22 protein-coding genes and 2 pseudogenes are annotated in these 21,963 nt (G+C 74.6%); 15 read left to right on the forward strand and 9 right to left on the reverse strand.

Features of this window, described 5'->3' with window-relative positions:
• From G6R13_RS10175 to aroQ, 3 genes and pseudogenes are all read right to left on the reverse strand, one after another.
• A partial coding sequence (locus G6R13_RS10175) for a transposase (protein ID WP_205521357.1) occupies nt 1-315 on the reverse strand: 315 nt, incomplete at its 3' end.
• 120 nt (nt 316-435) lie between these two features.
• A pseudogene (locus tag G6R13_RS10180) lies at nt 436-702 on the reverse strand (leucine zipper domain-containing protein); the annotation flags it as partial.
• Between the two features lie 145 nt (nt 703-847).
• Nucleotides 848-1,300, reverse strand: coding sequence for a type II 3-dehydroquinate dehydratase (gene aroQ, locus G6R13_RS10185; RefSeq protein WP_020628425.1), 453 nt, complete (start codon nt 1,298-1,300; stop codon nt 848-850).
• 212 nt (nt 1,301-1,512) lie between these two features.
• Between aroQ and trxA the strand changes: the two genes are divergently transcribed.
• Entirely contained in the window at nt 1,513-1,953 is a 441-nt protein-coding gene (trxA, locus tag G6R13_RS10190) for a thioredoxin (RefSeq protein ID WP_080772554.1), read from the forward strand.
• 30 nt (nt 1,954-1,983) lie between these two features.
• Here the strand turns inward: trxA and idi are convergent, their stop codons facing one another.
• Nucleotides 1,984-2,613 carry an isopentenyl-diphosphate Delta-isomerase gene (gene idi, locus G6R13_RS10195; RefSeq protein WP_036384334.1) on the reverse strand — a complete coding sequence of 210 codons (630 nt, stop codon included), beginning with the start codon at nt 2,611-2,613 and terminating at the stop codon, nt 1,984-1,986.
• Nucleotides 2,614-2,759: 146 nt separating this feature from the next.
• Between idi and G6R13_RS10200 the strand changes: the two genes are divergently transcribed.
• The 9 genes from G6R13_RS10200 (at nt 2,760) to crtX (ending at nt 10,072) form a co-directional block, all read left to right on the forward strand.
• A complete protein-coding gene (locus G6R13_RS10200) occupies nt 2,760-3,308 on the forward strand; it encodes a hypothetical protein (RefSeq protein ID WP_063189941.1) in 549 nt (182 codons plus the stop codon).
• 161 nt (nt 3,309-3,469) lie between these two features.
• On the forward strand, nt 3,470-4,546 hold the full coding sequence (locus tag G6R13_RS10205; RefSeq protein WP_163721620.1) for a polyprenyl synthetase family protein: 1,077 nt from the start codon (nt 3,470-3,472) through the stop codon (nt 4,544-4,546).
• Nucleotide 4,547: 1 nt separating this feature from the next.
• On the forward strand, nt 4,548-5,444 hold the full coding sequence (locus G6R13_RS10210; protein WP_063189943.1) for a squalene/phytoene synthase family protein: 897 nt from the start codon (nt 4,548-4,550) through the stop codon (nt 5,442-5,444).
• Nucleotides 5,441-7,141, forward strand: coding sequence for a phytoene desaturase family protein (gene crtI, locus G6R13_RS10215; protein ID WP_163721623.1), 1,701 nt, complete (start codon nt 5,441-5,443; stop codon nt 7,139-7,141). The genes G6R13_RS10210 and crtI overlap by 4 nt, the downstream gene beginning before the upstream one ends.
• Nucleotides 7,138-8,022 carry a prenyltransferase gene (locus G6R13_RS10220; RefSeq protein ID WP_036314900.1) on the forward strand — a complete coding sequence of 295 codons (885 nt, stop codon included), beginning with the start codon at nt 7,138-7,140 and terminating at the stop codon, nt 8,020-8,022. Before crtI ends, G6R13_RS10220 begins: the two co-directional genes overlap by 4 nt.
• On the forward strand, nt 7,992-8,381 hold the full coding sequence (gene crtYg / locus G6R13_RS10225; RefSeq protein WP_036314902.1) for a C50 carotenoid gamma-cyclase subunit alpha CrtYg: 390 nt from the start codon (nt 7,992-7,994) through the stop codon (nt 8,379-8,381). Before G6R13_RS10220 ends, crtYg begins: the two co-directional genes overlap by 31 nt.
• The gene (gene crtYh / locus G6R13_RS10230; RefSeq protein ID WP_144824554.1) at nt 8,378-8,731 is read left to right on the forward strand and encodes a C50 carotenoid gamma-cyclase subunit beta CrtYh; all 354 of its coding nucleotides are present in this window, start codon (nt 8,378-8,380) and stop codon (nt 8,729-8,731) included. Before crtYg ends, crtYh begins: the two co-directional genes overlap by 4 nt.
• Before the next feature lies 1 nt (nt 8,732).
• Complete coding sequence (locus G6R13_RS10235) at nt 8,733-9,284, forward strand: hypothetical protein (RefSeq protein ID WP_163721625.1); 552 nt, start codon at nt 8,733-8,735, stop codon at nt 9,282-9,284.
• On the forward strand, nt 9,263-10,072 hold the full coding sequence (gene crtX / locus G6R13_RS10240) for a C50 carotenoid glucosyltransferase CrtX (protein ID WP_163721627.1): 810 nt from the start codon (nt 9,263-9,265) through the stop codon (nt 10,070-10,072). The genes G6R13_RS10235 and crtX overlap by 22 nt, the downstream gene beginning before the upstream one ends.
• Here crtX and G6R13_RS10245 read toward each other — a convergent pair.
• A complete protein-coding gene (locus tag G6R13_RS10245) occupies nt 10,057-11,742 on the reverse strand; it encodes an SDR family oxidoreductase (protein WP_049145750.1) in 1,686 nt (561 codons plus the stop codon). The genes crtX and G6R13_RS10245 overlap by 16 nt on opposite strands.
• A gap of 134 nt (nt 11,743-11,876) precedes the next feature.
• Here G6R13_RS10245 and G6R13_RS10250 point away from each other — a divergent pair, with 134 nt between their 5' ends.
• Together G6R13_RS10250 and G6R13_RS10255 are read left to right on the forward strand one after the other, a co-directional pair.
• Entirely contained in the window at nt 11,877-15,308 is a 3,432-nt protein-coding gene (locus G6R13_RS10250; RefSeq protein ID WP_036340482.1) for a DEAD/DEAH box helicase, read from the forward strand.
• 156 nt (nt 15,309-15,464) lie between these two features.
• Nucleotides 15,465-16,697: an aminotransferase class I/II-fold pyridoxal phosphate-dependent enzyme gene (locus G6R13_RS10255; RefSeq protein ID WP_163721629.1), complete on the forward strand. Its 1,233-nt coding sequence runs from the start codon at nt 15,465-15,467 to the stop codon at nt 16,695-16,697.
• Between the two features lie 33 nt (nt 16,698-16,730).
• Here the strand turns inward: G6R13_RS10255 and G6R13_RS10260 are convergent.
• A pseudogene (locus G6R13_RS10260) lies at nt 16,731-16,916 on the reverse strand (acyl-CoA dehydrogenase); the annotation flags it as partial.
• A 155-nt stretch (nt 16,917-17,071) separates the two neighbouring features.
• Here G6R13_RS10260 and G6R13_RS10265 point away from each other — a divergent pair.
• Nucleotides 17,072-18,553 (forward strand): PQQ-binding-like beta-propeller repeat protein, encoded by a 1,482-nt coding sequence (locus G6R13_RS10265; RefSeq protein ID WP_163721631.1) that lies wholly within the window; start codon nt 17,072-17,074, stop codon nt 18,551-18,553.
• 238 nt (nt 18,554-18,791) lie between these two features.
• Here G6R13_RS10265 and G6R13_RS10270 read toward each other — a convergent pair whose 3' ends face one another.
• Both G6R13_RS10270 and G6R13_RS10275 read right to left on the reverse strand, forming a co-directional pair.
• A complete protein-coding gene (locus G6R13_RS10270) occupies nt 18,792-19,238 on the reverse strand; it encodes a hypothetical protein (RefSeq protein ID WP_098094159.1) in 447 nt (148 codons plus the stop codon).
• Between the two features lie 508 nt (nt 19,239-19,746).
• Nucleotides 19,747-20,418 (reverse strand): SGNH/GDSL hydrolase family protein, encoded by a 672-nt coding sequence (locus G6R13_RS10275; protein ID WP_010080009.1) that lies wholly within the window; start codon nt 20,416-20,418, stop codon nt 19,747-19,749.
• A gap of 82 nt (nt 20,419-20,500) precedes the next feature.
• Between G6R13_RS10275 and G6R13_RS10280 the strand changes: the two genes are divergently transcribed.
• Complete coding sequence (locus G6R13_RS10280; protein ID WP_061866797.1) at nt 20,501-20,953, forward strand: DUF805 domain-containing protein; 453 nt, start codon at nt 20,501-20,503, stop codon at nt 20,951-20,953.
• Here G6R13_RS10280 and G6R13_RS10285 read toward each other — a convergent pair.
• A complete protein-coding gene (locus G6R13_RS10285; RefSeq protein ID WP_205521359.1) occupies nt 20,935-21,354 on the reverse strand; it encodes an organic hydroperoxide resistance protein in 420 nt (139 codons plus the stop codon). The two genes, G6R13_RS10280 and G6R13_RS10285, sit on opposite strands and share 19 nt — an antisense overlap.
• A gap of 136 nt (nt 21,355-21,490) precedes the next feature.
• Here G6R13_RS10285 and G6R13_RS10290 point away from each other — a divergent pair, with 136 nt between their 5' ends.
• Nucleotides 21,491-21,922, forward strand: coding sequence for a MarR family winged helix-turn-helix transcriptional regulator (locus G6R13_RS10290; protein ID WP_012751108.1), 432 nt, complete (start codon nt 21,491-21,493; stop codon nt 21,920-21,922).
• Nucleotides 21,923-21,963: the final 41 nt, after the last annotated feature.

A 21,963-nucleotide genomic window follows, 5' to 3' on the forward strand; every position in this document is an offset into this window, starting at 1 on the left:
GGTGATCAGTGCGGACTCGGCCCGTTTGCGGCGCTCGAGGAGCCATTCGGGGAAGTACGTGCCGGCCCGGAGTTTGGGGATGGCCACATCGATCGTGCCGGCGCGGGTGTCCAGGGGTCGGTGCCGGTAGCCGTTGCGCTGTGCGGTACGGCTCTGGGAGGCCTGGCCGTACTCGGCGCCGCAGACCGCGTCCGCGTCGGCGGAGAGCAGTGCGTTGATCACGGTCTGCAGCAGGTGGCGCAACAGGTCTGGGGAGGCCTCCCCGAGAGCTTCGCGCAGCAGGCGTTCAGGGTCGACAATGTGTGGAGCGGTCATCGTGGTGATGTCCTTTCGAGAGTGCTGTGGAAGGTTCGCTCGAAGGCTCCCACGGTGACCGCGTCCGTGAAGGGGACGGTGTTGGCGACCGGGGAGGGTTACACCACTATCAGGGACTCAACTGGACCACTTGCGCTCCCGCCGCAGGGCGTGGATCTGGGCGACCAAGACCGGATCGAGCTGGGCAGGTGAACGGTGCGGCCGGCTGGGCAGGTCCTGAAGGCCGGCTTCTCCCTGGGCGCGGTAGCGGGCGACCCAGGTGGCCACCGTGGGCCGGCTCACCCGGAACTCGGCGGCCACGTGGGACTGCGGGATCCCGTCGTGCAGGTGGCGGTGGACCATCCTGAGACGGCCAGTGGGGGTCAGGGGTGCGTTAGCGTGAGTCATGAGTGGGTCTCTTCTGGCAGGTGGGTTGTTGAGGAACTTCCATCCTGCGGGAGAGGCCCACTCGTCTCATCTCAGCCGGCGCCTCGTGGCAAGAACCTCATGACCCACAACACCTAGGCACGGCCAGGCGGGTCCTGACCAGCGCTCAGCGGCGCACAGCCGCGGCGAGCCAGTCGACGGCGAGGGCGTAGCCCTGGACGCCCGCCCCGGCGATCACGACGTCGGCGACGGCGGAGACGTGCGAGTGGTGCCGGAACGCCTCGCGCCGGTGGACGTTGGAGATGTGCACCTCGGCGATCGGCCGGTCGACGGCGGCGAGGGCGTCGCGGATCGCGATGGAGGTGTGCGAGTACGCGGCGGGGTTGATGAGGACGCCAGCGTGGGAGGTGCGGGCCTCCTGGATCCAGTCGATGAGCTCGCCCTCGTGGTTGGACTGTCGGAAGTCCACGGTCAGCCCGTGCTCGGCCGCGCGGGCCTCGGTGAGCGCACGGACGTCGTCGAGGGTGGCCGTGCCGTAGACCTCGGGCTCGCGGGTGCCGAGCAGGTTCAGGTTGGGGCCGTTGAGCACGAGCAGGGGCAGGGCGGGAGTGGCGGTCATGCGGTCAGTCTAGGAAGCGACGACGACGGCTCCCGTCTCGGCCGCGACAGTGCGTGGAAGGCGCCCGTTTCCCGAACGAAAGTGCCGGGACACGCCGCCGTTTCCCGAACGAAAGCGGGGTGGGGCGGAATAGGTGCGGCGGGGCGTCCGTTGTGGTCGGCAGGACGATCGCCGACGCGCTCGCGTCGGCCCCGCTGACGAAAGGACCCACCATGGCCACCAAGGACCTGACCCTCGAGGAGTTCGGCTCCACCGTCGCCGAGAACGACACCGTGCTCGTGGACTTCTGGGCCGGCTGGTGCGGCCCGTGCCGCCAGTTCGCCCCCGTGTTCGAGGCCGCCTCGGAGAAGCACGAGGACGTCGTGTTCGCCAAGGTCGACACGGAGGACCAGCAGCAGCTGGCGGCGATGGCCGGCATCACCTCCATCCCCACGCTCATGGCCTTCCGCGGCGGCGTGCTCGTGTTCTCCCAGGCCGGCGCCCTGCCGGGCGCCGCGCTCGAGCAGCTGCTCGACCAGGTCAAGGGCCTCGACATCGCGGAGGTCCGCCGCCTGGCCGAGGAGCAGCAGGGCCAGCAGGGCGACGCCGAGCCGGGGCAGGACGATGCCGTGCAGTCCACCGCCGCCCACCTCGACGACGTCAACGGCCGCTGACGGCCCGCGCGGCGTCGCCGCGCCGGCCGCTCACCGCGGGTCGAACGCCCCCTGCTGCCACTGCTCCACGAGCCACGGGCTGAACGCCCGGGGGACGGCGGCCAGGGCGGCGGCCAGATCGGCCGGCTCCACCCAGCACCACTCCGCGACCTCGTCCCGCTCCGGGGCGGGGTCGCCGTGCATCCGGGCACGGAACACCGGGCAGATCTCGTGCTCCTCCATGCCGGAGGCGTCCGCGGCCCGGTAGCGGAAGTCGGGGAGCACCTCGACGACGTCGGACACCTCCACGCCCAGCTCCTGCGGGGCGCGGCGCAGCACGGCCTCCGCGGGGGACTCGCCGGGGCCGGGGTGCCCGCAGAACCCGTTGGTCCACACCCCGGGGAACGCCGCCTTGCCCAGCGCCCGGCGGGTGAGCAGGAACCGGTCGGCCTCGTCGTACACGTGACAGGAGAAGGCCAGGTGCAGGGGCGTGCCGCCGTCCTCGGTGCGGCGGTGGACCGTGGCCTTGGCCTCCGTGCCCACGGCCTCGCCCTCCGGGGACAGCAGGACCACGCGCTCGACGTCGTCGGGGCCTGCGACCGGGACGTCCGAGGCCGCCAACCACGGTCGGGCGACGGGGGAGGGGCGGTCGGGCGGGGAGGGCGTGGCCGGGGTCTGCATGCCTCTCAGTGTGGCAGGCGAGCCGGGCCACCCATCAGATGTGGGCCACGTCACCTCAGTCCGATCCCGACGGCCGGGCGTGGCTAGAGTGCTGAGGTCGGCGCCACACCCCGGCGCGTCCCACGTCACTCGAGGAGAGCACCCCCATGGCCTTCGCCGCCCTGTCCCGTTCCGCCCGTCTTGCCGGCCTGTCCGCTGCCGCGCTGCTGGCCCTCACCGCGTGCGGCGGTCAGGACTCGTCCGACGCCGACGCGTCCGCCTCGACGACGGCGCCCGCCTCCGCGTCCGCGCAGGGTGTGGAGTCGTCGTCCGCCTCGGCGTCGTCGCTGTCCGCGGCCCCGGCCGACTACGAGGCCGGCACGTGCTTCACCGCCCCGCTCGGCGCCCGTGACCTGTCCTCCTTCGAGACCACCGACTGCGAGGGCGCCCACACCGCGGAGTACCTGTGGGCCGTGCCGGCCGTGGCCGAGGGCGAGGAGGCCGACCCGGCCGCCGCCCAGACCTGCACCGCCCAGGCCCAGCGCCTGAGCGAGGAGAAGGAGGACCAGCTGAACGGGGCCGTCCTGACCTCCTCCGAGCTGGGCAACTACGGCACCGACGAGAAGCACTGCGTCGTGTACGGGGTCTCCGGTGAGTGGGAGGGTCAGATCGTGGACCCGGAGATCACCCTGGAGACGGCGTCCGCCGACGCCTGATCCCGACGGCGGCCCCGTGCGTCGTGAGATCGCGCCGCCCGGGACCGCCGCGCATGGACGCGGGACCGGCGAGGCCCGTAGTGTCTTCTGCGTCCAGAAGTTAGACGGTCGAACAGATGCGGCGGTCGGTGCCGCGTCGTGTCCGCCACCGAGGAGGCGCCATGGGTGAAGCGAGGACGGGCGGCGAGGCCGCGCTCTCCGGGGTGACCGCCGAGCTGGACGCCGCGCTCCGACATGCCGCGGCCCAGGCACCCGGATCCGCCGCCTTCGCCGAGCTGCTCGACTCGCTCCACGTCCATGTGGGCGCCGGCAAGCTCATCCGCCCCCGTCTCGTCGAGCTCGGCTGGCGCCTGGCGACCGCCGACCCGGTCCCTCCGTCCGGCCGCGCTGCCGTCGACCGACTCGGGGCCGCCTTCGAACTGCTGCACACCGCGCTGCTCGTCCACGACGACGTCATCGATCGGGACGTGCTGCGGCGCGGCCAGCCCGCCGTGCACGCCTCCGCCCGGCACCGCCTCGAGGCCCGCGGGGTGCCCGCCGCGGACGCCGCCCACGCCGGGGTCGCCGTCGCCCTCATCGCGGGGGACGTCCTGCTCACCCAGGCGTTCCGGCTCGCCGCCACCTGTGCCGCCGACACCGCCCGGGCCGCCGAGGCCGCCGCCGTCGTCTTCGACGCCGCCGCCGTGACCGCGGCCGGCGAGCTCGAAGACGTGCTCCTGGGGCTGTCCCGCCACACCGGTGAGGAGCCCGATCCCGACCGCATCCTCGCCATGCAACGGCTCAAGACGGCGCACTACACGGTCGGCGCGCCCCTGCGCGCCGGCGCCCTCCTGGCCGGGGCGGATCCCGACCTCGCCCGGGCGATGGGCGAGGCCGGCGCCGACCTCGGCGCCGCCTACCAGGTGATCGACGACGTCCTCGGCGTGTTCGGCGATCCCGGGGAGACCGGCAAGTCCGCCGACGGCGACCTGCGCGAGGGCAAGGCCACCGTGCTCACCGCCCACGGCCGCCGCATCCCCGCCGTCCGCGCCCTGCTCGACGCGGGCCCGGCCACCCCCGCGGACATCGAGGCCGCCCGCCGCGCCCTCGAGGCGGCCGGTGCCCGGGAGCACGCCCTCGACGTCGTCGCCGAGCTCACCGTCCGCGCCCGCGAGCGCATCGCGGCCCTGCCCCTGGACGAGACGGTCCGGGCGGAGTTCGCCGACGCCTGCCACGCCGTGCTGACCCGGAGGTCCTGAGATGGCCGCGCCCACCCCGAGCCCTGCCGCGCTGTACACGCGGACGGCCCACGCCGCAGCGGCCCAGGTGATCCGCCGCTACTCCACGTCCTTCTCCTGGGCCTGCCGCACCCTGCCCCGGCAGGCACGCCAGGACGTGGCCACGATCTACGCCATGGTCCGCGTCGCCGACGAGGTGGTCGACGGCGTCGCGGTGGCCGCCGGGCTCGACGAGGCCGGGGTCCGCGCCGCCCTGGACGACTACGAGCGGGCGTGTGAGGCCGCGATGGCGTCGGGCTTCGCCACCGACCCGGTCCTGCACGCCTTCGCCGACGTGGCCCGTCGCCACGGCATCACCCCGGAGCTGACCCGTCCCTTCTTCGCCTCCATGCGCGCGGACCTGGGGATCCGCGAGCACGGCGCCGAGTCGCTGGACGCCTACATCCACGGCTCGGCCGAGGTGGTGGGGCTGATGTGCCTGCAGGTCTTCCTCTCCCTCCCCGGCACGCGGGCCCGGACCCCGGGCCAGCGGCAGGAGCTGCGCGCGCAGGCCTCCCGGCTGGGGGCGGCGTTCCAGAAGGTCAACTTCCTCAGGGACCTGGCCGCGGACCACCACGAGCTGGGCCGCACCTACCTGCCCGGTGCCGCACCGGGCGTGCTCACCGAGGCCCGCAAGGCCGAGCTCGTGGCCGAGGTCCGCGCCGACCTCGACGCCGCCCTGCCCGGCATCCGTGTCCTGGACCCCGGGGCCGGGCGCGCCGTGGCCCTGGCGCACGGACTGTTCGCGGCCCTGGTGGACCGGATCGAGGCGACCCCGGCGGCCGAGCTGGCCCACCGCCGTGTCCGGGTGCCGGACCATCAAAAGGCCCGGATCGCCGCCCGCGTCCTGGCACGGGGCCGCCGGGGAGGCCGCCGATGAGCGCCCGGGACACCGCTCTCGGCCCGCGCACCGTGGTGGTGGGCGGCGGTTTCGCCGGACTGGCCACGGCGGGCCTGTTGGCCCGCGACGGGCACCGGGTGACGCTGCTGGAGCGCGGCGCCGTCCTGGGCGGCCGTGCCGGACGCTGGTCCGAGGCGGGGTTCACCTTCGACACCGGGCCCTCCTGGTACCTGATGCCCGAGGTGATCGACCGCTGGTTCCGCCTCATGGGGACCTCCGCCGCCGAACGGCTGGACCTGCGCCGTCTGGACCCCGGCTACCGGGTGTACTTCGAGGGGCACCTCCACGAGCCCCCCGTGGACGTGCGCACCGGCCACGCGGAGACGCTGTTCGAGTCCCTCGAGCCCGGCGCCGGGCGCCGGCTGCGGGCCTACCTCGACTCCGCGTCCCGGATCTACGGGCTCGCCAAGGAGCACTTCCTCTACACGGACTTCCGCCGGCCGGCCGCCCTGGCCCACCCGGACGTCCTGCGCGCCCTGCCGGCCCTCGGGCCCCAGCTGCTGGGGGGCCTGCGCTCCCACGTGGCGGCCCGCTTCCAGGATCCCCGGCTGCGCCAGATCCTGGGCTACCCGGCGGTCTTCCTCGGCACGTCCCCCGACCGTGCCCCCGCCATGTACCACCTGATGTCCCATCTGGACCTCGCCGACGGCGTGCAGTACCCCCTCGGCGGGTTCGCGGCCCTCGTGGACGCCATGGCGGAGGTCGTGCGTGAGGCCGGTGTGGAGATCCGCACCGGGGTCGAGGCGACCGCCGTGGAGGTCGTGGACCGTCCCGCCCCCGCCGGCCGCCTCGGACGCCTGGCCGCCCGCCTGCCCAGGCCGGGAGCAGCCCGCGGGGACGAGGGCCGACGTCGCCGCCCGGGCCGGGTGACCGGCGTCGCCTGGCGGTCCGACGACGGCGCCGCGGGACGCCTCGACGCCGATGTGGTGGTGGCCGCCGCGGACCTGCACCACGTGCAGACCCGTCTGCTGCCTCCCGGCCGGCGCGTCGCGGAGTCCACGTGGGACCGGCGCGACCCCGGTCCCTCCGGCGTGCTCGTGTGCGTGGGGGTGCGCGGATCCCTGCCCCAGCTGGCCCACCACACCCTGCTGTTCACGGCGGACTGGGAGGACAACTTCGGGCGCATCGAGCGGGGGGAGGACCTCGCCGCGGACACGTCGATCTACGTCTCGCGCACCTCCGCCACGGACCCGGGCGTGGCCCCGGAGGGCGACGAGAACCTCTTCATCCTCGTCCCGGCCCCCGCCGAGCCGGGGTGGGGGCGCGGCGGCATCCGGGTCCGTGACGGCCAGAGCTGGCGGGTGGACCGCGCCGGGGACGCCCAGGTGGAGGCCGTGGCGGACCGGGCCCTCGATCAGCTGGCCCGCTGGGCCGGGATCCCCGACCTGGCCGAGCGCATCGTGGTGCGGCGCACCTACGGGCCCGGTGACTTCGCCGCGGACGTGCACGCCTGGCGGGGTTCGCTGCTGGGCCCCGGGCACACGCTGGCGCAGTCGGCCATGTTCCGCCCCTCGGTGCGGGACGCGGACGTGGCCGGCCTGATGTACGCGGGCTCCTCGGTGCGCCCGGGAATCGGGGTGCCCATGTGCCTGATCTCCGCCGAAGTGGTCCGGGACGAACTGCGCCACGACGCGCGCAGGGCCCGGCCCGCGGGCCCCGGGGGGAGCGGCACATGATCCGCACCCTCTTCTGGGCGTCCCGGCCGGTCAGCTGGGTGAACACGGCCTACCCGTTCGCCGCCGCCGCGATCCTGACCGGGGGGCTGCCCGCGTGGCTGGTGGTCCTGGGCGTCGTGTTCTTCCTGGTGCCCTACAACCTGGCCATGTACGGCATCAATGACGTGTTCGACTTCGCCTCGGACCTGCGCAACCCCCGCAAGGGGGGTGTGGAGGGCTCCGTGCTGGGCGACCCCGCGGTGCGCCGCCGGGTGCTGGCGTGGTCGGTGCTGCTGCCCGTGCCGTTCGTGGCCGTGCTCGCGGGCTGGTCCGCCGTGCGGGGCGAGTGGGCCGCCGTGCTGGTGCTCGCGGTGAGCCTGTTCGCGGTGGTGGCGTACTCCTGGGCGGGGCTGCGGTTCAAGGAGCGGCCCTTCCTGGACGCCGCCACCTCCGCCACGCACTTCGTCTCCCCCGCGGTCTACGGCCTCGCGCTGGCCGGGGCGACCCCCACGCCCGCCCTGGCGGCGCTGCTGGGGGCGTTCTTCCTGTGGGGCATGGCCTCGCAGATGTTCGGGGCGGTGCAGGACGTGGTGCCGGACCGGGAGGGGGGCCTGGCCTCGGTGGCCACCGTGCTGGGCGCTCGGCGCACCGTCCTGCTCGCCGCCGGCCTGTACGCGGCGGCGGGCCTGCTGCTGCTGGCCACCGACCCGCCGGGCCCGCTCGCGGCGCTGCTGGCCGTGCCCTACGTGGTGAACACCCTGCGCTTCCGCCGCATCACGGACGCCACCTCGGGCGCGGCCCACCGCGGCTGGCAGCTGTTCCTTCCGCTGAACTACGTGACCGGCTTCCTCGTGACCCTGCTGCTGATCGGGTGGGCGCTGACCCGGGGGGCGGCGGCATGATCTACCTGCTGGCCCTGCTGGGTGTCATCGGCTGCATGCTGCTGGTGGACCGGCGCTTCGAGCTGTTCCTGTGGCATCGCCCGCTCCCGGCGCTGCTGGTGCTGGCCGCCGGGGTGGCCTACTTCTTCGCCTGGGACCTGTGGGGGATCGCCGAAGGCGTGTTCCTGCACCGGCAGTCGCCCTACATGACCGGGGTGATGCTCGCCCCCCAGCTGCCCCTGGAGGAGGGGTTCTTCCTGCTCTTCCTCAGCCAGATCACGATGGTGCTGTTCACCGGGGCGCTGCGCCTGCTGCGCGGCCGGCGAGGTGACGCCCGTGCCGCGACGCCGGCCGATCCGACCGACGGGGGCAGCCGGTGACCTTCCTCGACCTCGTCCTCGTCTTCGTGGGCTTCGCCCTGGCCGTGCTCGTGGGCGCCGCCCTCGTCGGCCGCGTGCGGGGCGAGCACCTGCGGGCCGTGGCGGCCACCCTGGTGGCCCTGTGGGCCCTCACGGCGGTCTTCGACAACGTGATGATCGCCGCGGGGCTCTTCGACTACGGCCATGAGCTGCTGGTGGGTGCCTACGTGGGCCAGGCGCCCGTGGAGGACTTCGCCTACCCGCTCGGCTCCGCCCTGCTGCTGCCGGCGCTCTGGCTGCTGCTGACGAGCCGTCGTCCCGATCGGCGCGGCCGTCGGCCGGGACGCCGCCCCCACCCGGACGATCGCTGACATGCTGCCGTTGATCCCCGCAGACCTGCTGCGCGCGCTCGGCCTGATCCTCGTCCCGGTCGCGGCGGTGCACGCCGGATGGCCGTCCGCGGCGGCGATGCTGCTCGTGTTCGGCTCCCAGTGGCTCACCCGCTGGCTCGCCCCGGGCGGCGCCCTGGACTGGGCCGCGCAGGCGGTCCTGCTGCTGGCCGGGTGGCTGAGCGTCATCGGCCTCTACCCGCGGGTGCCGTGGCTGGACCTGCTCGTGCACGCCGCCGCCTCCGCCGTGGTCGCCTGTCTGACGGCACTGGTGGTGGGGGCGTGGCTCCGGCGTCGGGGGACCGAGGCCGGGCAGGCCGTGGCGCTGCTCGGCCCGGGCCTGGCCGGGCTGGGGATCGCGGCCGCCGCCGTGGCCCTGGGCGTGGTGTGGGAGCTGGCCGAATGGTGGGGGCACACGGCGGTGACCCCGGAGATCGGCGTGGGCTACACGGACACCATCGGCGACCTCGCCGCCGATCTCGTCGGCGCCGGGGTCGGCGCCGCCCTCGCCGTGTGCCGGGGGCGCACCCGGTGACCCCGGCCCGCCCCACGGTCTCCGTGGTCGTCCCGGTGCTCGACGACGCCGAGCACCTGCGCGTGTGCCTCGCGCTGCTGGCCGCCCAGAGCCGGCCGGCGCTGGAGGTGGTGGTGGTGGACAACGGCTGCGTGGACGACTCGGCGGTGCTCGCCCGCGCCGCCGGCGCGCGGGTGGTGCGCGAGCCGCGCCGCGGGGTCCCGGCCGCGGCGGCCGCCGGCCTGGACGCCGCGGTCGGGGAGCTGCTGGTGCGCTGCGACGCCGACACGCGGATGCCCGCGGACTGGCTCGAACGGATCGTGGCCCGGTTCGACGCCGACCCCGGGCTCGACGCCCTCACCGGGCCGGGGACCTTCCACGACCAGCCCGGCCTCCGGGGACAGGTGCGGGCGGCGCTCTACACCGGCACGTACCGCTGGGGGGCGGGCGCCGCGGTGGCGGCCACCCCCGTCTGGGGCTCCAACTGCGCCCTGCGCGCCGAGGCGTGGCAGGCTGTGCGGACCCGCGTCCACCGCGAACGCGGGGACGTGCACGATGACCTGGACCTGTCCTTCCAGCTGGCCCTGGCCGGCCGCCGGATCCGGTTCGATCCGGACCTGCGGGTGGAGGTCGCCGGGCGCATCTTCCACTCCCTGCGCCAGCGGGTGCGGCAGGGCCGGATGGCGGTCACCACCCTGCAGGTCAACTGGGCCCGGCTGTCCCCCGGGCGGCGGTGGCTGCGCCGGGCGGCCCGGTCACGCCCCCGGCCCCACTGGGGGCGTGGCCCCGACGGTCAGTCCCGCGACTGAGCGCCGCCGGCGCCGCGGGCTCGCCTGTCCAACGGGTTGCGACGCAGGGGCAGCCGGTCCACCAGCGGCCGCAGCAGGCCGCGGGTGCGGGGACGCTCGCCGCCGTCGTGCCGGCGCCTGGCCTCGGCCAGGATGTTCGCGGCCATCTCCGGGAACACCACGGCGTGGAAGGGCAGGATGGCGGTCCAGTAGGCGCGTCCGAGCAGGCCGTCCGGCATGAAGACCGCCCGCTGGCGGTAGACGGAGCCTCCGCCCTCCCGCGGCTCGGTGCTCAGCTGCAGCCAGGCCCGCCCGCCGGCCTTCATCTCCGCCCGCAGGGTCAGCCGCCGCCCCGGCTCCACGTCCTCCACCCGCCACCAGTCCACGGCGTCGCCGCGTCGCAGGTGGTTCGGGTCCCGCCGGCCGCGGGTCAGGCCGGGCCCGCCGGCCAACTTGTCCATCAGCCCGCGGATCTTCCACAGCAGCGGGGTGGAATACCAACCGTTGGCGCCGCCCACCGACTCGATCACCGGCCACACCTCCTGCGCGGGCAGGTCGGACTCGCGCTCGCGCTCGTCCGTGTAGACCGTGGTGCCGGCCCACTCGGGATCCGAGGGCAGAGAGGCGGCCGGGTCCGCGGAGCTCTGGAGGTCCGCGTCGAAGGTGACGTCCAGGGGACCCTCCTTCTCCCGCTTCAGCGCCAGCCGCACGGCGTCCATGTAGGAGGTCAGCCCGCCCGGCGGGTCCGGGATGAGGTCGCGGACCGAGCGGTCCTCCACGACCGCCTCCTCGGCGAGGGATGCGGCCAGGGGCAGGGCCACCGCGACCGGGATGGGGGTCACCATGCCGATCCAGAAGCCCGCCAGGGTCTTCAAGGGCAACGGGGTGGGGATCACGATGCGCCGGGACAGGCCGGCGGCCTTGGCGTAGTCCACCAGCACGCTCGCGAACGGCTGGGGGTGCCCGTTGCCGATCTGGGCCCGCAGCTGCACGGGCTCCGGGAGGGCGCAGGCCTGCAGGAGGTAGTACAGGACGTCGCGGATGGCCAGCGGCTCCACCCGGTTCCTCAGCCAGGACGGGCCGGGCATCACGGGCAGCCGCTCGGCGAGGTGGCGGATCATCTCGAACGAGGTGGAGCCCGAGCCGATGATCACCCCGGCCTCGAACGTCAGTGCCGGGGTCGCCGCCCGCTCGAGACGCTCGGCCACGAGGGCGCGGGAGCGCATGTGGTCGGACAGCTCCGCGACGGGGACCGTGTCCGGGTGCAGGCCGGAGAGATAGACGAGCTGGGCCACGCCGGCCGTGTCCGCGGCGGTGCCCACGATGTCCGCGATCCGCTGCTCCTGGGCCACGAAGTCGCCGCCCCCGCCCATGGAGTGCACGAGGTAGAGCACGGTGTGCACGTCCTGCATGGCGGCTTCGACGAGGTCCGCCTCGGTGAGGTCGAGCTCCACCGCCTCGATGCTGTCCGACCACGGTCGGTCCGCGAGGTCGGAGGGGTTCCGGGCGCCGGCCCGGACGTCGAAGCCGGCGGCGAGCAGCTCGGGGATGAGGCGCCCGCCCACGTAACCGGTGGCACCGGTGACGAGGACGCGACGGCCCCGGCCGTCCGGCAGGGACAGGCCGAGGGGGGAGGTGTGGGACGCCGGCGTGGCACCGGCGGGGACGGGGGAGGGCTGTGTGGACGCCATGGGCGCACTCTAGGGTCCGGGGCGGGTCGGGCTGAAGGTCTCAGGTGTGCGGACCCGGGGCCCGTGAGTGGGCACGCCGCCGAACCTGCGTCGGTCGGAGCGGGCCCGGCACGGTCCGTGAAAGACTGCTCGCTATGGCCACTGCAGATTCCGGAGACGTCCTGCCGCACCTGCGCACCGAGGCCATCCGCGCCGTCGTCGGGCCCACCAGTGCGGACCGCGGCTTCGCCGTGGCCGCGTCGGGTGCCGTGGGGCGCCTGCGCTATGACGCCGCCACCGGCCGTCTGAGCGCCTCCGTCCAGGGCACCGCGCCCAGCCCCTACCGGGTGCAGGTGCAGCTGCAGGAGGCCTACGACGACGCCGCCGAGGACGGCGCCGGCGCCCTCATGGAGCCGGTGGGCGGGCGCTGCACGTGCCCGGTCGGGACGGACTGCAAGCACGTGGCCGCCGCGCTCTACCAGGTGGTCCGCCTCGACGCCGACCAGGCCCTCGACGACGCCCGCCGCAAGCTCGCCGAGATGGTCACCACGGCGGACGCGCTGCCCGCGCCCGCCGGCCGGGGCCACGACGGCGGCGGCCCGGCCGGCCTCGACGCCCCGGCCGCGGACGGGGCGGCACCCCCACCCCCTGCCGGCCTGGACTGGCGACGGGTCATGGAGCCGCTGGCCGGACTCCACGGCCCGCGCCGGGTGGGCACGCCGCCCGCGCTGGCGATCGGCGTGGAGCTCGTGGCCGAGTCCTCCCGCAACGCGTTCCAGCAGTGGGGCCCGGCGACCGCCGGGGAGGAGCAGGTGCGCGAGGGCCGCCCGCTGTACGTGACCGTGCGCCCGCTCAAGCGCGGGGCCAAGGGGACGTGGATCAAGGGCGGGCTGACGTGGAAGGCGTTCCAGTTCCCGCGCGCCGAGTTCGCCCCCGCCCAGGAGCGGGCGATGCGCCTGATCTGGCGTCAGGTCCAGGCCGAGGACTCCTACCCGGGCGACGCCTGGTTCGGTCTGCACGTCTTCGACTCCCCGCGGATCTGGCAGCTGCTCGCGGAGGCCCGCGAGGTCGGGGTGGAGCTCGTGCCGCTGGGGCTGCTGACGGACGTGGTGCTGGAGGCGCCCGTCGCCGTCGGGCTGGACGTCACCCGCGCCCCCGACGGCGGTCTGGACGTGGCCCCGTCCCTGGACCCGGCCCCGCCCGGCCCCGGGCTGAGCGGTGTGCACGCCGTGGGAGGCATCGGCTTCTACCGCGTGGAGCTCACGGACGAGGAGGCCGTGCTCCACCTGATCCCCGCCGCACGCCCCGTCCCCGAGGCCGTGCAGCAGCTCGTGCTCGCCGGCGGGCCCGTGCGCGTGCCCGCCGCGGACCGCGAGGAGTTCCTCGGCCGGATCTACCCGCGGCTGCGTGGCGCCCTGCCCGTGACCAGCGGCGACGCCTCCGTGGAGCTGCCCGAGTTCGAGCCGCCCGTGCTGCGGCTGCGCGCCGACTTCCGACCCGGCCACGAGCTCGTGCTGCGCTGGTCCTGGCTCTACTTCGACCCGCCCCGCGAACTCGGCCTCGACGCCGGCGGCGACCCCCTGCGGGACACCCGGCACGAGGACGCGGTGCTGCGCGCCGTGGCCGAGCTCTGGCCGCGCGCCGGCCGTGCGGAGGAGCAGGTCCTCGAGGGCGTGGGCGCCGCCCGGTTCTCCGAGCAGGTGCTGCCGCTGCTGCAGCGCGCGGACCACGTGCGCGTGGACGTCACCGGCGACCGCCCCGACTACCGCGAGCTGAAGGCCGCCCCGCGCATCGAGGTCGGCACGAAGGCCACGCAGAACGACTGGTTCGACCTCGGCGTGCAGGTCTCCGTGGACGGGCACGTGCTGCCGTTCGTGGAGCTGTTCACCGCGCTCGTGCAGGGCAGGACCACGCTGATCCTCGCGGACGGCTCCTACCTGGGCCTCGACCACCCCGCCTTCGACCGGCTGCGCGCCCTGCTCTCCGAGGCCGCCACCCTGCAGGAGTGGACCCCGGAGCACACCCCCGTCTCACGGCACCAGGTCGGCTTCTGGGAGGACCTCAAGGAGCTCGCGGACGAGGTGGACGAGGACCCGGAGTGGACCGCCGCCGTCGGGCGTCTGGCCGCCGTCGAGCGCCTCCCCGAGGCCCCGCGCCCCGCCGGCCTGAAGGCCGACCTGCGCCCCTACCAGGAGGAGGGTCTGCGCTGGCTCGCGTTCCTGTGGGAGCAGGACCTCGGCGGGATCCTGGCCGACGACATGGGCCTGGGCAAGACCGTCCAGACCCTCGCGCTCTTCGCCCACGCGCGCCAGGCCCGGCCCGAGCGGCCGCCGTTCCTCGTGGTCGCGCCGAGCTCCGTGGTGTCCGTGTGGGCGGCCGAGGCCGAGAAGTTCACCCCGGACCTCGACGTGCGCGTCCTGGACACCACCACCCGCAAGCGCGGCACCGCCGTGGCGGACGAGGTGGCGGGGGCGGACGTGGTGGTCACCAGCTACACGCTCCTGAGGATCGACGCCGGCCAGTACGGCGGACTCGACTGGGGCGGGGTGGTCTTCGACGAGGCACAGTTCCTGAAGAACCGCGCCGCGAAGGTGCACACGGTGGCCCGCGACCTGCGCGCCCCCTTCCGGCTGGCCATCACCGGCACGCCGATGGAGAACTCCCTCAGCGACCTGTGGGCGCTGCTGGGCGTCGTCGTGCCGGGCCTGTTCCCGAGCCACCGCCGGTTCCGCGAGACCTACGTGACCCCCATCGAGACCGGGGGGGACCCCGAGCGGATGGCGGCCCTGCGCCGCCGCGTGCGCCCGTTCATGCTGCGCCGCTCCAAGGAGCTCGTGGCGAAGGACCTGCCGTCCAAGCAGGAGCAGATCCTCCAGGTGGAGCTCGAGCCGGCCCACCGCAAGCTCTACGACCGCGTGCTCCAGCGCGAGCGCCGCAAGGTGTTGGGCCTGCTCGGGGACATGGACGGCAACCGGTTCACCATCTTCACGTCGCTCACGCTGCTGCGGATGCTCGCGCTGGCGCCGCAGATCGTCGACGACCAGTACGCCTCCGTGCCCAGCTCGAAGCTCGAGCGGTTCCTCGACGACCTCACCGAGGTGATCGGCGAGGGGCACCGCGTGATCGTGTTCAGCCAGTTCACGAGCTTCCTGCGGGTGATCGCCGAGGAGCTGGACCACCTGGAGATCGAGCACGCGTACCTCGACGGCTCCACGCGCGGGCGCGCCGACGTGATCCGCGGCTTCCGCGAGGGCGAGGCGCCGGTGTTCCTGATCTCCCTGAAGGCGGGCGGCTTCGGCCTGACCCTGACCGAGGCGGACTACGTGTTCCTCATGGATCCGTGGTGGAACCCCGCTGCGGAGGCGCAGGCCGTGGACCGGGCGCACCGGATCGGGCAGGAGCGGACCGTGATGGTCTACCGGCTCGTGTCCGAGGGGACGATCGAGGAGAAGGTGCTCGAGCTGCAGCGGCGCAAGGCCGAGCTGTTCGGTGCGCTCATGGACGAGTCCGACGACTCCGGCGCCGGTGCCTTCACCGACTCCCTCACCGCCGAGGACATCCGGGAGATGCTCGGCGCCGAGGAGTGAGGGCCGCGCGAGGCGGGCCGGACGTCTTCGTTCGGGAAACGGCGGCGTGTCGCGACGTTTTCGTTGATGAAACGGCGTCCCGCCCGCCCGTTTCGTCAACGAAAGTCGTCCCCGGGGCGCCGTTTCCCGAACGAAAGCGGGGGGTAGCCTCGGGCCATGCGTCGCCCGTCCCGTTCCAGCACCGCCGCCCCTGCCTTCGCGCCGTCCGCCCGGTCGCAGGTGCCGCCGTTCACGGTGATGAGCATCCTCGGCCGGGTCGCCGAGCTGCGTGCCGCCGGCCACGACGTCGTCAGCCTGTGCGCGGGGGAGCCGGGCGGGGGCGCCCCGCCCGCCGTCGACGCCGCGGCCGCCGCCGTCCACGCCTCCGGCCGTGCCCTCACCTACACCCCGGCGCTGGGCCTGCCGGAGCTGCGGGCCGCCGTCGCCGGCCACTACCGCCGCTGGTACGGGCTCGACGTGCGCCCCGAGCAGGTCGCGATCACCACGGGCTCCTCGGGGGCGTTCATGCTCGGCTTCCTCGCGGCGTTCCCCCCGGGGGACCGCGTGCTCCTGCCACGCCCCGGCTACCCCGCGTACCGCAACATCCTCACGGCGCTCGGGGTGGAGGTGGTGGACGTGGACGTCGACGCCGGCACCCGCTACCAGCCCACGGTCGCCCACCTGGAGGCGGCGCTCGCGGAGGGCCCGGTCGCGGGGCTCGTGCTCGCCTCCCCGGCCAATCCCACGGGCACGATGGTCAGCGCCGCCGAGCTCGCCGAACTCGCCCGCTGGTGCGAGGAACGCGGTGTGCGGCTCGTCTCGGACGAGATCTACCACGGCATCGTGCACACGGACGGGCAGGGGCCCGGCGCCTGCGCATGGCGCACCTCCCGCACCGCGCTCGTGGTCAGCTCGTTCTCCAAGTACTGGGGCATGCCCGGCTGGCGGCTGGGCTGGATGCTCATGCCGGACGACCTCGCCGCCGCGGTCGACGGCCTCGCCGGCTCGGTCGCCCTCTGCCCGCCCGCCGCGGCCCAGGAGGCGGCCGTCCACGCGTTCAGCGAGGAGTCCTACGCGTTCTGTGCCGAGCAGGCCGGCGGCTTCACGGCGACGCGCGGCGTCGTGCTGGCCGCCCTGCCCCGGCTCGGCTGGGCCGACGCCGCCCCCGCCGACGGCGCCTTCTACCTCTGGGCCCGTCTCGCCCCGGGCATGCTGGCGGAGTTCGGCAGCGCCGTCGGCTACTGCGCCGCCCTGCTGGAGGAGGCCGGCGTCGCGCTGACCCCCGGCGACGACTTCGACGCCGTCCACGGGCCCGAGTCCGTCCGGCTCTCCTTCGCCGCCGGCCCGGACGCCGTCCACGAGGCGCTCGAGCGGATCGCCGCCTGGCATGCGGCGCGCGGCCTGGCCTGACGGGCTCCGCCGCGCGCCGCACCGCCCGACGTCTCAGCCGCCCAGCCGGTAGTGGCGCCCGAGCGGCGTGCCGTTGACGGCCCGGTCGCCGAGCAGTCGGGCGCGGTAGATCAGCGGGTTGTGGCTGACCAGCACCCGCGCATTGCGCCCATGCCGGTCCAGCCCGCGCGTGCGCAGCGTCGCGGAGGCCCCGCCCACCTCGAACAGGCGGGTCGCCGCGCGCTCGAGGGCGTCACGTGCCGGTTCCCCCGACGGGGGCGCGCCGTCGGCGCCGCCGGGATGACGGGGCGGGGTCCACCGCAGTATTGCGAATCATCCGCAACAGTCTTTATTGTGAATCAGTCGCATCTTTTCGCTCTCGTGAAAGGCCCCCCGTGTCCCACTTCGCCCCGCAGCGCCGTTCCACGCGCACCGCCACCTTCTCCGCCACCCTCGCCGCCGCGGCCATCGCCCTGACGGCGTGCGGCGCGGACGCCGACCCGTCCGGCCCGACGTCGGCACCCGCCTCCGCCGCGGGCGGCTCCGAGTCGCCGGCGGGTGAGGCGACGGCGGCCTCCTCCGTCTCCGCGGAGGACCGCGTCGACCCGGCCCGGGCCACCGAGGTCTCCGCGGTGACGCCGCGCATCCTGCTCTCGCACGAGGACGGGCTCACGCTGCTCGACGCCGAGTCCGGTGAGGTGGTGAAGGAGCAGGACATCACGGGCTTCACGCGGCTGAGCAACGCCGGCAACGGCAAGGACGTCCTGGTGACCACCGGGAAGGGCTGGGAGGTGTTCTCCACCGGCATCCAGGCCAAGGCCCACGGCGATCACTTCCACCACTACGAGTCCGCGCCCGGCATGACCGGCGTAACGTTCCCGGGTGAGCATCCCGGCCACGTCGTCACCCACAACGGCAAGACCACCCTCTTCGCGGACGGCACGGGCGCGATCCGCACCTTCGACTCGACCCACCTGGACAAGGCGACCCCGGACCTCATGCCCGTCATGACGGAGGCCGAGACCGAGGACCCGCACCACGGCGTGGCGCTCGAGCTCTCCGACGGCACCCTCTTCACCACGCAGGGCACCGAGGACTCCCGGAACACGCTCCAGGTGATCGACCCGAAGACCGGCGAGGTCACGGCCGAGACCGACGACTGCCCCGGCAGTCACGGCGAGGCCGCGGCCCAGCCGACGGAGGCGGGCGACGTCGTCGTGATGGGCTGCGAGAACGGGCCCGTCGTGTACCGGGACGGCGAGTTCCACAAGGTGGACGTCGAGACCGAGTACCAGCGCTCCGGGAACCTGTTCGGGTTGCATGACTCACCCATCGTCCTGGGTGATCACAAGGTCGAGGAGGAGCCGAAGGAAGCCGTCGAGCGGCCCACGGGGATCGCCCTCATCGACACCCGCACCGATGAGCTCACCACCGTGGACCTCGGCTCGTCCTACTGGTTCCGCTCGCTCGGCCGCGCTGAGGACGGCTCCGCGGTCGTGCTGACCTACGACGGCGAGGTCACCGTGATCGACGAGGAGACCGGTGAGGTCACCGCCGAGTACCCGGTGATCGAGCCGTGGAAGGAGAAGGACGAGTGGCAGGAGCCCGGTCCGATCCTGAAGGTCGCCGGGAACACCGCCTACGTGACGGACGCGGAGAACCGGAGGCTCGTGGCCGTGGACCTGGAGACCGGTGAGACCGTCCTGGAGAAGGACCTGGAGTTCGCCCCGGTCGAGATGGCCGTGGTCACCGGCCAGCCGGAGTCCGTGAAGCCCGAGGAGGGCGCGCACGGTGACGAGGACCACGACGACGACGGCCACGAGGGCCACGACCACGGCGCCGAGCCCTCGGAGGGCCACGAGGGGCACGACCATTGATCGTGTGACGAGACTCCGGCCGGGCGCCCTTCGTGGGGAGGGGTGCCCGGTCGGCGGCCGGGGGCGTCGTGGGGACGCTGACGGCCAGGGCCGGCACCTGCCGCCGGCCCGTGGATGGAGGAGGGCGGGGTCGCGTCGTGGGGACGCGGCCCCGCCCGCCTGTCCGCAGGCCCCGCTCCGGGAGGGCCTGCCGGATCCAGGAGGGCCTGCCGGAGAGGATGCCCCGGGGATGGTGGGGTCAGTTGGCCACCGGATCGTGGTCCGTGATCACGCTCAGGCGGTACCGGGTGCCCTCGGGGGCCTCGGCGCTCACCACCAGGTCCTCCGCGTCCGACTCCGGCACCATGACGACGTATCCGCCGCAGCGGTCCGACCACCCCAGGGGTTGGTAGGCGGCGAAGCCGTCCGCCCCGAGGATGCCCACCGAGGACGGGCCGGCGTCCGGGTCGTCGCACAGCAGCATCAGGCGCAGGGTGCCCTCGGGGCGTTCGCCGCCCATCGCCGCGCCCCCCTCCCCGGGGGTCTGGAGGCCCTGCAGCTCGGAGGCGATCACGTTGACGTCCGTCGTGGGCGTGCCGGGCAGCTCGACGCCCTCCAGGGCCCGGGCCAGGGGGTCCTCCGTCGGACTGCCCGCCCGGTGCGTGACGGCGGCCTCCGGGAGGGCGGCGAGGAAGCCCTCGCTCAACGGCAGAGCCCCGTTCCTGGCGGGATCGGCGCCCTCGGGCACGAACCCGGCACCGGCGGTGGAGCCGCCGCCCGAACCCTGCGTGGCGCTCCCGGAGGCCGGCGCCGGAGTGCTCGGCGCCGTGGTGCCGGAGGCTGGCCCGCCCGCGGACGGCGTGGTGGTCTCGGACGTGCTCGACGGGGACGGCGTCGTGTCGGAGGACGCCGCAGGGGAGGGTATGGTGCCGGACGCCGTCGCTGGGCCCCCGCCGCCGGAGCAGCCGGCGAGCGTGAGGGCCAGGGTCAGGGCCGCCGTCGTGGCCGGGAGGGCATGGCGGGCGGAGCGGAGGGAAGGGGGTGAGGGGGTCAAGGCGGACCTCCGTCGGTCGGGGGAGCCCGTGCTCCCGGACGCCGGCCCGACCGGTCGTCGTGCAGTGCGTGAGGGGAGACTAGGCATCGCATGGGTCCCCGTCTAGCCCCCGGTGTGAGGGACGCCGGATGTGCGCTTCGCGCGCGGCGGGGAGGAGTCCTCAGGCGGCCGGTGCCTGACCCCGCACCTGCCGCAGCACCTCGGGGGCGACCGCCGCGGCCCAGTCCTCGTAGCCGGCGCCGTTGGGGTGGAACAGGTCCCGGGCCAGGCGGCTGACCTGGTGCCTCAGATTCCGCCGCCACGTGGCCGCGTGCACGTCCGCCACGCCGAGGCCGTGCCGGGCGGCCACCCGCCGCACCACCGTGTTCGCCCGGCGCACGCGAGCCTCGAACGGCGGGATGCGGAACGTCGGGACCAGGCCCAGCGTGGCGCCGGCGGGCAGGGCGCGGGCGATCGCCTCGAGGGGCTCCTCGAAGGCGGCCTCGCGGAACCGCCAAGCCCAGGTGACGTCGTTGCCGCCGACGACGCACGTCACCGCGTCCACCCCGCTCGCCGGCATGAGGGGCAGCTGGTCGGCGAGCACGTCCTTCGCCATGGCCCCGCTGACGGCGAGGTTCACCACCCGCACGGGCCGGCCGGTCTCGGCGGCCACCCGCTCGGCCACCTGGGCCACGTACGTGCGCTCCACGCTCTCGGCCCCGATCCCGACGGCGGCCGAGTCGCCCAGCACCACCCACGTGAGTGCGTCGGGGTCCGCGCGGGCGGCGAGGGCGTGCCAGTGGGCGCGGTAGTCGGCGTCGTGCTGGGCCTGCCAGCCGGAGGGGGAGGGCATGCGCGCCAGGCTACCGGCGCCCTGACGTGCGGATACGCGGGAGGGCATCGACTCGGGCCACCTCATGGGCCAGGATTCGGCCATGACGTTCCTCCGGGCCGTGGGCCGCTTCTACGGACGCTACGCGCAGTTCGGCGGCCGGGGCGGGCGCGCCGAGTTCTGGTGGGTGGTGCTGTACCTGTCCCTCGGCATCACCCTCCTGTTCGAGGCCCTCGGGGCGGACACGACGACGGCCGCCCCCTCCGCCGTCGTGTTCCCCGGCTTCGCGGTCAGCGGTCTCAGCGTCCCCGCCGTCGACTCGATGACCGAGGCCTACCAGGCCTTCTCGGGGGTCTGGGGCCTGCTCCATCTGGTGCCCGCCTGGGCGCTGACGGCCCGGCGCCTGCACGACGCCGGGCTCAGCCGCGCCTGGCTGCTCCTGGCGCTGCTGCCCGTGCTCGGTGCGATCGCCCTGCTGGTGATGGTGCTCCAGCCCTCGGATCCGCGGGTGGCCGCGGAGGCCGCCGCGCCGAGCGGTCAGTCGTCGACGACCTGAACGTCCACGCGGATGTTGCCGCGGGTGGCGTTGGAGTAGGGGCAGACCTGGTGGGCGGCGTCGGCGAGCTGCTGCGCCTCGTCCTGGGGCAGGTCCGGGATGACGACCTCGAGGGTGACGGCCAGGCCGAAGCCCTCGCCGGCCTTGCCGATCGAGACGCGGGCGCCCACGGAGGAGTCGCCGAGCTTCTTCTTGGCCTGGCGGGCGACGCTCTGCAGGGCGGAGTGGAAGCACGCGGCGTAGCCGGCGGCGAAGAGCTGCTCGGGGTTGGCGCCGTCGCCGCTGCCGCCCATCTCGGCGGGGATCGCCAGGTCCATGTCGACGCGGCCGTCCGCGGTCCGGACGTGGCCGTTGCGGCCGCCGCCCGTGGCGATGGCCTCGGTGGTGTAGAGGGGCTCGATCTCGATCTCGATCACGGTGTGCTCCTTGACGGTGTCTGGCCCGGGGTGCCGGGGGCCGCTCGACGGCGGCCACGGTCCAAGGTAGTCCGCGATCAGGTTGTGTGCAATCGAGTTGTCTGCGGGGTAGGTTGTCCGGGTGGACGTCACCCCCCTCGACCTCGACCGCCAGCTGTGCTTCTCCCTCTACCGCGCCAGCCGGGCGGTGACCCGCGCCTACCGGCCCCTGCTCGAGGAGCTGGGCCTCACCTACCCCCAGTACCTCGTGATGCTGGTGCTCTGGCAGGAGGACGGGCCGGTGGGCGTGAACGACATCGGCGCGCGCCTGGGACTCGACAGCGGCACCCTCACCCCGCTGCTGCGCCGCCTCGACCACGCCGGCCTGGTCACCCGTGCCCGCAGCGCCGACGACGAGCGGCGTCGCCTCATCTCCCTCGCCCCCGCCGGCCGGGACCTGCGCGAGGCCGCCGCCGACATCCCCGCACGCATGGCCGACCTCTACCCCGGGCCGGCCGGACAGCGGGAGGAGCTCAAGGCCTTCCTGGACGAGCTGGCCGCGGGACTCGACTGAGCCGGGGCGCGGGCGGGGGCGCAGGATCCCCGCGACCGCCT

Source organism: Micrococcus sp. Alg238-R198 (genome assembly GCF_900537135.1).
Taxonomy (GTDB): Bacteria; Actinomycetota; Actinomycetes; order Actinomycetales; family Micrococcaceae; genus Micrococcus; species Micrococcus luteus.

Bases quoted from the DNA above. Each gene is read 5' to 3' on its own strand.
- G6R13_RS10280 (WP_061866797.1), top strand. From the start codon at position 20,501: ATGACGTTCCTCCGGGCCGTGGGCCGCTTCTACGGACGCTACGCGCAG.
- G6R13_RS10220 (WP_036314900.1), top strand. From the start codon at position 7,138: ATGATCCGCACCCTCTTCTGGGCGTCCCGGCCGGTCAGCTGGGTGAAC.
- G6R13_RS10205 (WP_163721620.1), top strand. From the start codon at position 3,470: ATGGGTGAAGCGAGGACGGGCGGCGAGGCCGCGCTCTCCGGGGTGACC.
- G6R13_RS10200 (WP_063189941.1), top strand. From the start codon at position 2,760: ATGGCCTTCGCCGCCCTGTCCCGTTCCGCCCGTCTTGCCGGCCTGTCC.
- G6R13_RS10255 (WP_163721629.1), top strand. From the start codon at position 15,465: ATGCGTCGCCCGTCCCGTTCCAGCACCGCCGCCCCTGCCTTCGCGCCG.
- trxA (WP_080772554.1), top strand. From the start codon at position 1,513: ATGGCCACCAAGGACCTGACCCTCGAGGAGTTCGGCTCCACCGTCGCC.
- G6R13_RS10235 (WP_163721625.1), top strand. From the start codon at position 8,733: ATGCTGCCGTTGATCCCCGCAGACCTGCTGCGCGCGCTCGGCCTGATC.
- crtI (WP_163721623.1), top strand. From the start codon at position 5,441: ATGAGCGCCCGGGACACCGCTCTCGGCCCGCGCACCGTGGTGGTGGGC.
- G6R13_RS10210 (WP_063189943.1), top strand. From the start codon at position 4,548: ATGGCCGCGCCCACCCCGAGCCCTGCCGCGCTGTACACGCGGACGGCC.
- G6R13_RS10245 (WP_049145750.1), bottom strand. From the start codon at position 11,742: ATGGCGTCCACACAGCCCTCCCCCGTCCCCGCCGGTGCCACGCCGGCG.
- idi (WP_036384334.1), bottom strand. From the start codon at position 2,613: ATGCAGACCCCGGCCACGCCCTCCCCGCCCGACCGCCCCTCCCCCGTC.
- aroQ (WP_020628425.1), bottom strand. From the start codon at position 1,300: ATGACCGCCACTCCCGCCCTGCCCCTGCTCGTGCTCAACGGCCCCAAC.
- G6R13_RS10250 (WP_036340482.1), top strand. From the start codon at position 11,877: ATGGCCACTGCAGATTCCGGAGACGTCCTGCCGCACCTGCGCACCGAG.
- G6R13_RS10275 (WP_010080009.1), bottom strand. From the start codon at position 20,418: ATGCCCTCCCCCTCCGGCTGGCAGGCCCAGCACGACGCCGACTACCGC.